Annotated in this window: 11 protein-coding genes and 1 pseudogene; 3 read left to right on the forward strand and 9 right to left on the reverse strand. The window is 69.0% G+C overall.

The window, feature by feature from the left end:
• Nucleotides 1–37: 37 nt before the first annotated feature.
• Nucleotides 38–853 carry an MlaE family ABC transporter permease gene (locus D7Y13_RS31400; protein WP_120630870.1) on the reverse strand — a complete coding sequence of 272 codons (816 nt, stop codon included), beginning with the start codon at nucleotides 851–853 and terminating at the stop codon, nucleotides 38–40.
• Nucleotides 850–1356, reverse strand: coding sequence for a hypothetical protein (locus D7Y13_RS31405; RefSeq protein WP_120538126.1), 507 nt, complete (start codon nucleotides 1354–1356; stop codon nucleotides 850–852). The genes D7Y13_RS31400 and D7Y13_RS31405 overlap by 4 nt, the downstream gene beginning before the upstream one ends.
• A 349-nt stretch (nucleotides 1357–1705) precedes the next feature.
• Between D7Y13_RS31405 and D7Y13_RS31410 the strand changes: the two genes are divergently transcribed.
• Nucleotides 1706–2089 carry a hypothetical protein gene (locus tag D7Y13_RS31410; protein WP_120538125.1) on the forward strand — a complete coding sequence of 128 codons (384 nt, stop codon included), beginning with the start codon at nucleotides 1706–1708 and terminating at the stop codon, nucleotides 2087–2089.
• Here D7Y13_RS31410 and recF read toward each other — a convergent pair.
• Nucleotides 2086–3213: a DNA replication/repair protein RecF gene (gene recF / locus D7Y13_RS31415; RefSeq protein ID WP_120585726.1), complete on the reverse strand. Its 1128-nt coding sequence runs from the start codon at nucleotides 3211–3213 to the stop codon at nucleotides 2086–2088. The two genes, D7Y13_RS31410 and recF, sit on opposite strands and share 4 nt — an antisense overlap.
• 211 nt (nucleotides 3214–3424) lie before the next feature.
• On the opposite strand from recF, the gene sitA5 reads away from it, so the two are divergent.
• On the forward strand, nucleotides 3425–4639 hold the full coding sequence (gene sitA5 / locus D7Y13_RS31420) for a SitA5 family polymorphic toxin (protein WP_439329245.1): 1215 nt from the start codon (nucleotides 3425–3427) through the stop codon (nucleotides 4637–4639).
• Between the two features lie 22 nt (nucleotides 4640–4661).
• Nucleotides 4662–5105, forward strand: a complete 444-nt coding sequence (locus D7Y13_RS31425; protein ID WP_120585727.1) for a tetratricopeptide repeat protein — start codon at nucleotides 4662–4664, stop codon at nucleotides 5103–5105.
• A 51-nt stretch (nucleotides 5106–5156) separates the two neighbouring features.
• Here the strand turns inward: D7Y13_RS31425 and D7Y13_RS31430 are convergent, their stop codons facing one another.
• The 6 genes and pseudogenes from D7Y13_RS31430 to D7Y13_RS48305 all read right to left on the reverse strand — a co-directional run.
• Nucleotides 5157–5609: a hypothetical protein gene (locus tag D7Y13_RS31430; RefSeq protein ID WP_147444518.1), complete on the reverse strand. Its 453-nt coding sequence runs from the start codon at nucleotides 5607–5609 to the stop codon at nucleotides 5157–5159.
• 30 nt (nucleotides 5610–5639) lie between these two features.
• Complete coding sequence (locus D7Y13_RS31435) at nucleotides 5640–6701, reverse strand: site-2 protease family protein (protein WP_120585729.1); 1062 nt, start codon at nucleotides 6699–6701, stop codon at nucleotides 5640–5642.
• Nucleotides 6694–7428 (reverse strand): hypothetical protein, encoded by a 735-nt coding sequence (locus D7Y13_RS31440; protein WP_147444519.1) that lies wholly within the window; start codon nucleotides 7426–7428, stop codon nucleotides 6694–6696. Before D7Y13_RS31440 ends, D7Y13_RS31435 begins: the two co-directional genes overlap by 8 nt.
• 67 nt (nucleotides 7429–7495) lie before the next feature.
• Complete coding sequence (locus D7Y13_RS31445; protein ID WP_120537955.1) at nucleotides 7496–8686, reverse strand: hypothetical protein; 1191 nt, start codon at nucleotides 8684–8686, stop codon at nucleotides 7496–7498.
• A gap of 111 nt (nucleotides 8687–8797) precedes the next feature.
• Nucleotides 8798–9904 carry a DNA polymerase III subunit beta gene (gene dnaN, locus D7Y13_RS31450; RefSeq protein ID WP_120537956.1) on the reverse strand — a complete coding sequence of 369 codons (1107 nt, stop codon included), beginning with the start codon at nucleotides 9902–9904 and terminating at the stop codon, nucleotides 8798–8800.
• Between the two features lie 253 nt (nucleotides 9905–10157).
• Nucleotides 10158–10383 (reverse strand): annotated as a pseudogene (locus D7Y13_RS48305) (hypothetical protein); the annotation flags it as partial.

Consider the following 10383-nt stretch of genomic DNA (forward strand, 5'->3'; position numbering starts at 1 on the left):
CGTGGGGGGAGCGGGCCTTGCGCATGGTCCGGGCGCTTCAGAAGTAGAGCGTGATCTTCGTGATGAAGAAGTCCGCGAGGCACACGGACACGGAGGTGATGGCCACGGTCTGCGTGGTGGCGCGGCCCACGCCTTCGGTGCCGCCCTCCACCGCGAGCCCCTTGAAACAACCGACCAGCCCGATGACGAGCCCGAACACCGCGCCCTTGATGACGCCGGAGACGAAGTCGCCCATCTGCACCGCGTCCATGGCGCCCTGGAAGAACTGGTCCAGGGAGATGCCGTACTGCGAGCGCACCACCAGCGCGCCGCCCACCAGGCCCACCACGTCCGAGAACACGGTGAGCACCGGCATGACGATGAGACACGCGAACACGCGCGGCACCACCAGCTTGCGCAGCGGGTCCGCGCCGAGCGCGCGGATGGCGTCCACCTGCTCCGTCACGGTCATGGAGCCCAGCTCCGCGGCGATGCCGGAGCCGATGCGCGCGCCCACGGTGAGGGCGGTGAGCACGGGGGCCAGCTCCCGGAACAGCGTCAGGATGACGACGCGGCCCACGGTGTACTGCACGCCGAAGCGGGCGAGGAAGTAGCCGAACTGGAGCGAGATGACGAGCCCGGCGAACGTCGCGGTGAGCAGCGCGATGGGCAGCGAGCGCACGCCCAGGGACTCGGTGTGGAAGATGAGGCCGGCCCAGTCATACGGGGGGCGCACGGCGCGGCTGAACACCTGGCCGGTCATCACCGACAGGGAGCCCAGCGACTCCATGCGCTCGCGGAGGCGCTCCTTGAGGGTGGGGCGCGGGGGATGGTGGGCGGCGGCGGTGGCGGCGGCCTGGGCTTCGGCCCTCATCGGAGGCGCTCCGCCTGGAAGCCGGAGACCAGGGTCTCGAAGTCGGCCATGCGCGCGTCGGCCTGGCCCACGGGGGACACGTAGCTGAAGTCGAAGACGCAGTTGTCCTTCTTGAGGACGACCAGCTCCAGCGACACGGGGACGCCGTCGAGCTTGGCGACGTAGCGGCTGCGCAGGGCCTCGCGGCCGTCCAGGGTGAAGGTGCGCTGGCCCAGGTCCTGGCGTTCGGTGAAGCCCATCAGCAGGTGCTTCGTGAGGACGTTGAGGGCCGGGTCGTCGTGGTCCTTGCAGGTGGCGTTGGTGGCGATGACGCGGCCGGTTTCACCGCGCTCCACGAAGGCCAGGTCATTGTCGTCGAACGAGGCGCGTTGCCAGACGTCGTTGGACAGGGTGCCGACGCGATACTTCACGTCCTTCTTCTGGAGCACCGAGTCCTCGAACGTCGCGCGGTGGCACCCCGCGCACAGGGCAGACAGCACGAGCGTCAGCAGCATCCGCGACATGGCACCATTCGTTCGTCCCGAGGGCTCCCGGTGGGACGGCGCTCGTCATGGTGCAGGCCCGGCACGTCCGCAAGAACTTCGTCCGGGCAAACGTCGACTACAGCGCCTCCCGCATCCAGCGGGCCCCTGTCGCCCTGGAAGGACTCCTGGCAGGGGACTCACGCGTTCGTGGGGGCACGAAGCAGACACGGCGACGCGGAGGCGTATTCCAGGGAGACACAGGGTGACGCTCTCCCGCCGTATCCCCGGTCGGACGCAGGGAGCCGGGCCCGTGGGGGAGTGCCTGCGAACAGGGGCAGGACGCATGTTCAGCCGGGAGTCCCCAGGGGATTCTCACGAGGAGGATTCGATGGACGGCGGACTGGCGGTATTTGGATTCGGGCTGTTCCTGCTATCGATTGCCAACCTGTACGCGCGCATTTCGTACTGGCTGGCGTGGCCGCTGTTGCTCGTGTCGATGGTGGCGATGGGCATGGCCTTCAGCGAGTCGAAGCAGCGCGACACGGTGCCGCTGGGCGTGGCCGCGGTGCTGGGGGTGCTGGGCATCGTCGCGCTGGCGACGGGCACGGCGTGGTGGCTGACGCTGGGGGTATTCCTGTTCGCGGTGGCGTTCGGCCTGCTGTGGGCGGAGTTCCGCTACGAGTACTTCGGGAATGTCACGCGGGAGCAGGTTCCCCATCAGGCGAAGCGCGGGCCCATTCACTGGCCCTGGAACCGACGGCACGTGCGCTAGGCCGCGGGCGTGTCTGTGTTCACCTGGCCTGCGTGAACGGTGAGCCAGAGGGAGTCACTGGCGGCGGCGGCCCGGACGAGCCCTGCGTCGGTGGTGGTGAGGAAAACCTGCGCGCCGCTCTGGGCCAGGTAGCCCATGAGGTAGGCATTGCGCTCCGGATCCAGCTCGCTGGAGACGTCATCCAGCAGGAGCAGGGGGAGGAAGCCCATGGCGGATTCCAGGTTTTCGATTTCAGCGATCTTCCAGCCGAGCACCAGGGCGCGCTGCTGGCCCTGGCTCGCGTAGGCGCGGGCGCTGCGTCCCCCGAGCGTCACGGAGACGTCATCCACGTGCGGGCCCACGGAGGTGAAGCCGCGGTCCAGGTCCCGGCGCAGGCGGGAGGCCAGGGCTTCGCGCAGGGCGCCCGCGAGGGCGGCCTCGTCGGCCTGGGCGAAGTCGGCGCCGATGTGCGCGGGGTGGTAGCCGTAGACGGCGGGGTCGGCGGTGCGTCCGATGGAGGCGAAGGTGGCCTGGGCGCGAGGGGCGAGTTCGGCCATCAGCGCGCGGCGGCGGGCGTAGAGGCGGGCGCCCGCGCGGGCGAGGGTCTCGTCGTAGGCGTCCAGGTACGCGGCATCGACGGTGGCGCCCTCGCGAAGCAGGCGGTTGCGGTTCTTGAGGGCGCGGGCGTACTCGCGGCTCTCCCGGAGGAAGGCGGGGAAGCGGTTGAACACGGCGCGGTCGAGGAACGCACGGCGCGAGTCGGGGCCACCCTTGATGACCTCCAGGTCGTCGGGGGTGAAGGCGACGACGGAGACGCCGCCGAAGTAGTCCTCCAGGCTGGAGGCCTTCTTGCCGTCCACGAGGGCCTGGCGGGTGCCGCCGCCGACCTCGACGGAGATCTCGCGCTCGGCGCCCTTGAGGAGGAAGCGGCCGGTGACGCGGGCGGATTGGGAGCCCCAGCGGACAAGCTCGGAGAGGCGGCCGGCGCGCAGGGGCTTGAGGGTGGCGAGGAAGTAGAGCGCCTCCAGGAGGTTGGTCTTCCCCTGCCCGTTCTGCCCCACGGCGATGGTCGCGTGGAGGCTGGGCGTGAGTTGCACGCCCGGGAGGTTGCGGAAGTCCTGGACCTGGAGGGAGAGGAGGCGCACAGCGTCACCGGAAGGGGGGCCCTTCGTACTACAGATGCGGCGGGCGGCCAGTGCCGTGATGCGGTGTGCCCCGCTGGTTGGTAGGCGCGGGTGGAGGCGGGCTGCTGAGTCCTGTCCGTCGCACGACACCGGCACCGTGGCCGCATCGACCGGGCTGTAGGGCGCGATTGAGATGACCCACGCCGAGAAGCCTGCGACGTGGGGGGCCGACATGAGGTTGCGTTGGGCAGGAGTGCTGCTGCTGGGAACCCTGCTGGCGGGTTGCGCGACCTCCCGAGTGGTGTACCTCGACACAGGTCAGGGAAAGCCCATCGTCTACAGCCCACCGAGGAGCGTGGACACCGTCGAGGTCGACGCCGATGCATTCCAGCAGGTGATGACCCGGCTGGTGTTGGACATGCGCTTCTCTCTTCAGCCCGAAGAGGAAACGCGGATGCGCGCCCGGCTCGCCTCTTGGGAACCGGAGCCTCGCAGTCGAGGAAGCGACTCCGGAGCAGGATGCTCGCGGCAGGGACAACCGGAAGAATGCCTTTCCCTGCTGGAAGACGGCTTCACCTTTCTGGATGCCAGGGCACGACGACAGATGGCCCTGTCCTTCGCCTGGGACGGCGTATGGGAGGGCGTGCAGGGTGCCGTGAGCGAGATCGTCAACCCACTGGCACTCAAGGCGATGATCACCTCCGCGATGGCCGCGTACATGCTCCTGGTCGTCGCGCCCGAGCCAGTGACGAAGCTGGTGGCCATCGCGCTGACGACCTACGTCATCGCGTACATCGGTCTGGATTCCTTCGCCAACCTCATCAAGGGGTGGCAGCGGCTCTCCCAGGAATCAGAGCAGGCTGTTGCCTTCGATGAACTGGAGGACGCGGGGCGGGCCTTCGGGAAGGTGCTGGGTCAAAACGGTGCGCGAGTCCTCATCCTGGCCCTGACGGCCGCGTTGGGCGGAGGCGCCGCGAACCTGGCCACGAAGGGACCCATGCTTCCGGGCTTCGCCCAGGCGGCGCTCGCGGTTGAAACCAACGCGGGCTTCCAATTGTCCGCGGCGCTGGTGGGCGGCGTCCGTTCCATCTCCATCGCCGAGGGATTCATGACCGTGGGGCTCGCCCCCAACGCCGTCGCCATGGTGGCGCGGGGACCCGGCAGCCGGGCTGGGGGCATCTCGGTCAAGGACGCGCACGTCGACATCCCCAAGCACAATCTCGACCGACTGGCCCCGACATGGGCGGAGCAGCGGCAAGTGCTCATCGAGGCGGTCCGCCAGCTCGACGGAAAGGTCAGCCCCCTGTCCACCAATGCTTCGGGGGCCGTTTTTGAAGGTACCCTCCAGGTGAAGGATGCGTTGGGGATGCCGATTAACCTGACCCTTCGTTGGTTCAGATATGCGGACGGGACCATCACGCTCAACACGGCATTCATCGCGCCATGAAGCAACCTTCGGAAACACTCACATGAGCGAAACCATCAGCCAGCTTGAGGTCCTCGCGCGAAGACGGCTGGAGACGAACGAACCTGGGGCGGAGCAGGCACTGCGGGCCGCACTCGCCCTGGTCACCGACGCGGCACGACTTCGGGTCCTCGCGGAGCGCTTCTACGCGGAGCCAGAGGTCTCCGTTCCGACCTTTGAACGACTGTTGGCCGTTTGTCCCGAGGACGTGGTCGCACGCGTGCAGTTCGGCTTCGTGTACTTCCTCATGGGCGATGATGAGGTTGCAGCCCGGCAGCTTGAGGAGGCTCGGGCGCTCGACCCTGAGCATCTCCAGGTGCTCACCCTGGAAGCGGCCTTGTCAGGCGATCCTGCGGAGAAGGTCCGGCTCTACCGTCGCATTCTCCAAAAGGACCCACGAAATGAGATTGCTCGCGGGAAGCTTCGCGAACTGGGCGTCCTGAAGTAGATGCGGTGTGCCCCGCTGGCTGGTGGGCGCGGGTGGAAGCGGGCTGCTGGCTCACTCCTTCCGGAGGGACGCGATCGTCTTCAGGACATTCCAGAGCCCGAAGAACGCGGGCCCTGCTTCGACCTCGAACTCCATGTCCTCGGCGTCGCGACGCTGGAGCCGGAGCCGGCTCAGGGACAGCTTGCCGCCAGCGCCGGAGGCGAACGCAGCGTGGACGTGCGCCGTGTCCGTCGTGGCGTTCTCCAGGTCGGCCCAGGGCATGGACAGAAGCCCGGCCTGACGCCCCATCACGATGCGGTCCGTGGTGATGAGCACCCAGTGCACAGGGCTTCCGAAGTACGCGATGACGGGCAGTTCGTCCGCGGTCAGCGCCGCGTACTCCAGCAGGTGCGCCCGTGAGTCCGCTGGAAGATTGTCGAAGGCACGGGTCCGCGGGCCATCTCCGCCCGTCTCGGCGAAGACACGGAGGAGTCGGCGGAGTCTGGCTTCAGCGCTGAGTTTCATGCTGTCGTCCACTGGCTTCGAGTGACTGGGTTACAGCGCCGCCCCCGTCCACAGCTTCGCGGCGTGGCCCAGTGCTCCCAACCCCGCCACCAGCACGCTGTACTCCACCAGCGTGCGCCTATCGCCCTCCTCCGGCGCGGGCGAAGCGAAGGCCCGGTACGCCGCCGCCGCACCGATGAGCAACAGCAGGCTCTCCCCGGTGAGGAACCATGTGGCGCCCAGCACGCCCACCGCCATCCACCGCTGCTTGCGCGCCAGCGCCCGGAACCCACGCCCGCCGTCCAACTGCCACACCGGCAACAGGTTGAACAGGTTGAGCCACGCCGCCGCGTGCGCGATGGCGCCCAATCCCTTCCATCCCGTAACGAGCGCCGCGACCATCGCCGCCACCGCCGCCGCGCTGCCCCAGATGGGCCCCGCCAATCCCACGCGCGCGTCCTCGCGCCCATCCACCGGCGACTGCTTCAGGCGCACGAACGCGCCCAGCCCCGGGATGAACATGGGCGCGCTCGCTTGCATACCAAAGTTCCGCAGCGCCGCCACGTGCCCCATCTCATGCACGTAGATGCACGCCACCAGCCCCAGCGCGAACGGCCAGCCCCACGCCGTCCAATACACGCCCGCCGCCAACAGCATGGAGAACACCGTGCTCGCCTTCGTCAGCCCGAGCAGCAGCAGCTTCCCCTTGCCCAGCAGCAGCACCAGCACGAACTTGAACTTCCACAGCAGGAGCCCCAGCGCGCCCATGCTCGCGAGCACCTTGGGCATCCCGGAACGACTCCGCTCCGCCTCCGCCAGGGGCACCTTCAAACCCAGCGCATCCACCTGCTGGCTCAAGCCCTCCACCCGCGCCAGCACCTGCGCGTGCTGCGCCGTGCCTTGCGGCAACAGGTCCAACGCCTGACGCCACAGCGACAGCGCCTCCGTCGGCGCACCCCGGTCCGCCGCTGCCTGCGCGTCCGCCGCGAGCTGCTTCAACGTCTGCCCATGCACCAGCTTCCGGCACGACGGACACGTGAGCAGCCGGGGCGCCAGCTCCGAACCACATCCCTCGCAGCGCTGCGTGACAGGGATTGCGAGCGCTTCAGCCAACGGACTGCTCCTGCCGCTCGGGCGCCGCTTCCTCTGTGGCCGGGGAGGCCTCGGCCAACTGGAACGGGCCGGCGATGTTCAGCTCGGAGCGCTTGGTGCGCCGCCAGGCCTCGTACAGCGCGAACCCGTAGATGAGCCCCGACAGCGGACTGTTGATGCCCACGAGCACGGGCGCCGCCACGGAGATGATGCCCGCGAAGACGACGTTGCCTTCCGGGGACAACGACTCGCCTTCCGCTGGAGCCTCACCCGTCGCCGCCTCCACGGGCTGCGCGGTCAGCTCCTTGTAGACATCTGGCGCGAGCGAGCCCGCCACCGACAGGTACGTCAGCAATATCGCGAGCACCTGGTAGCCCGCGCCTCCGCGCCCGTCGGAGCCCTTGAACACGGCGGTGCCCACCATCCACCCCACCAGCACCGCGATGAGGCCGATGTTGTAGCCCGTCAGGCTCACGCCGTAATACACTGCCGCCCCGGCGATGCCCGCGCCAATGCCAAACACCGTCGCCTTCAGGAAGCGCTTCGACTTCGAGCCTCCCACCATCGACGCCTCCACCGTGTCCCGGCACTCCGGACACAGCAGGTGGCTGTTCACCTCGAAGTAGGTGCGCGTGATGGCACGCTGGCAGGCGGTGCACCGGGGCGCCGGGGGCGGCTCGGTGAACTCGGCACGGTCGAACTGCAAAGGCGCATCGGTGGAGGCCGGCGGAGAAACAGGTGAGGTCATGGGCGCGCCCAACCTAACAGCAGGCTCCCGCCGCCCTCAAATCCCCCCTGGGCCGACGTCTGTCTTTTCAGCCCTGACGCAGGGCCGCGTGTCTCGCCGCCTGCACCAGCGCGAGCAGGTCTCCCGCCGTCCCCACGCCCAAGGCGGCCGGCGTCGCTCGCTCGGGTGAGAACAACCGCGCCGGCGTGCTCGTCCGGCCCCGCAGCAGCACGAAGAGGCGCAGCGCATCCCGCAGGGCCTCCACCTCCGGCCCCTCCTCACGCCGAGCCCGGTGCGCCGCCTGCTCCAGCCGCGCCCACGCCGTCTCCTCGCTCCACGCGCCCGACGGACGCGCCCGCGACAGGTCCGCCAGCGCCGCCGCCGCCTCCAACACTCCCGCGCGCCCTTCCGTGAAAGCGTCCCCGGACTCCAGCCGCAGCTCCGGCCTCGCGGTGCGTTCGGCTCGCCACGACAGGAGCGCGGGCAGCTCCGATTCGCGCGGCACCACCGGCGACAGCTCCGCCTCCAGCACCGCGCGCACCCGCACCCGCGCCACGTCGTGCCAGAAGGCCGCGTGCAACAGCAGCTCCGGTCCGCTGCGCGGCACCCGCATGGGGGCCCGGCGCATCCTGCGCTGGAGGAAGTCCCGAATGCCGCCCCGCGTGTCGTAGCGCTCCAGCCGCTCCCACAGCGCCACCAGCGAGGCGGCGCCCAGCGGCAGCGCCCGGGCCAGCTCTTGCGCCTCGTCCTCGGTGAACGACTGCGCGCCCTCCGACACGGGACGCTTGAAGACCCGCTCGAACACCTCGCCCGCGGCGCACGCGGCCCGCAGCTCCGGCAGGTTTCGCGGCAGCAGCTCCACCGCCTGGGCCCACACGCGGCCCCCGAGCAGCGGCCCCGCGTCCAGCACCTCCGTCTCCAGGAGCAGCAGCGCTTCCCCCAGCGTGTCCGGTCCGCCGTCCTTCGCTGACAGCCTCCGCCGGGCCGCGCGGTCCACCGCTTCACGCAGGCGGAACACGTCCAGCATCAGCTTCACGGGCCCCGTGTCGCGCGGCCAGCCTTCCGCCTCCGAACGGCGCTTCACCGCCTGGAGCGCCGCGTCCACCTCCGGCTGCACCGTGGCCACCTCCCGCAGCAGCTCGAAGTGGTTGCGCAGCCGGTCCTTCCAGAAGAAGGACTCCAGGATGCCCTTCAGCGCGCGGTAGCGAAGGCGCGTGGCCTCCAGCAGGTCCGCTCGGTCCTCCAGCCGCGCTCTCAGGTCATCCGGACGGGTCGCCACGCTCCCATCATAAGGAGACCGAACGCCGGGCGCAGGTCACCCCATGGCGCGGAGCGTCGGACGTGGAACGGTGCGACCGGGACGACGTGGGAAGGTGGACGCCGACCCCGCTCAAACGCGCATGGGCATGACCACGGCCGTGAAGCTGCGGTCGCCGGGACCGTGCAGCACGCCCGGGCTGTGCTCGTCACCCAGCTCGAAGCTGACCTCGTCCGTGTCGGTGACGCCCAGCACGTCCATCAGGTAGCGCGCGTTGAAGCCGATGGTGATGTCGTTGCCCTGGTAGTCCACGTCCAGCGCGTCGCGCGCCTCGCCCAGGTCCGGGTTGCTGGCGGTGATGAGCAGCTTGCCCTTCTCCAGCCCGATGCGGATCGCGTTGCTCTTGTCCGCCGACAAGAGCGCGATGCGCTTGAGGCCTTCCAGCAGGCGCGTCTTCGGCACGAGGACGACCTTCTCGCCCTCCTTCGGGATGACGCGCTGGTACTCCGGGAACTGCCCGTCGATGAGGCGCATCACCATGGTGAGGCCCGGCTTCTTGAACAGCGCGGAGTTCTCCGCGAAGCCCAGGTGGCACTCGGCGTCCGGCGCCTCATCCAGCAGGCGCTTGAGCTCCATCAAGCCCTTGCGCGGGATGATGACGCCGCTCTTGAGCTTGAAGTCGCCCTTCATCTCCCGCTCGATGAGCGACAGGCGGTGACCGTCGGTGGCCACCATGCGCACCTTGCCGCTGGCCTGGGGCTCGAAGAAGACGCCGTTGAGGATGTAGCGCGTCTCATCGCTGGAGATGGCGAACTGGGTCTTCTTGATCATCTCCAGCAGGACGTTGCCGGAGATCTGCACCAGCGGCGCGTTCTCCTCCTTGGGCAGCTTCGGGTACTCCTCGGCGGCCATGCCGACGATCTTGAAGTGCGCGGAGCCGGAGCTGATGTCGACGTAGTTGTTCGCCAGCTTCTTGAGCGTCACCTCCGCGTCCGGGAGGTTCTGCACGATGTCGAAGACGTACTTCGCGCTCAGCGTCACCGCGCCCGGCTTGGACACGTCCGCCGAGTGCTCCGACACCACGCCGATGTCCAGGTCGAAGGCCGTGACGGTGACGCTGCCCTTGTTCGCCGTGAGCAACACGTTGGCGAGGATGGGCATCGTCGTCTTGCGCTCCACGATGCCCTGGGCGCGATAGAGGGCCTTCTTCAGCTCGTCGGAGGCGATGCGGAATTCCATCGTGGGCGTCCTTACAGGTCACGGCCCGGAAGGCCGATTGCGCGGGGCGGGTGTACAACGAACGCCATAGGGCTTCCACCGTCTTGGAAGCCCCCGTGTCCCAAGCCCCGGACCTGTCCGGGCGTCCAGGTGGGATAGAGCGGAAAAATCCCTTGTGCCGCCCTGGTCGGCGGGCGCCCGGCCGGGCAGAGTGGACCTGACCGTGTGTCCCGGACGTTGAACAGGCGGTAGGGCAGGGTTGCTCTGGGCCCCATCACCGCATCCAGGTCCTGGAACCCGGCCCGGCGGCGGAGGACACTGCCGCCCCCTTGAACGGAGTCGCCATGAACGTCCGCTCCCTGCTGCTCTCCGCCGTGCTCGTGCCCAGGTACGGCACCATGTTGCCGAAGCCCGCGATGAGGCCGATGGCGATGGCCAGGTCGATGCGGGCCACGGACAGGCCCACCGCGTAGATGACCGACAGGATGGCGCCCACCGAG

Source organism: Corallococcus praedator, assembly GCF_003612125.1.
GTDB classification, from domain to species: Bacteria; Myxococcota; Myxococcia; order Myxococcales; family Myxococcaceae; genus Corallococcus; species Corallococcus praedator.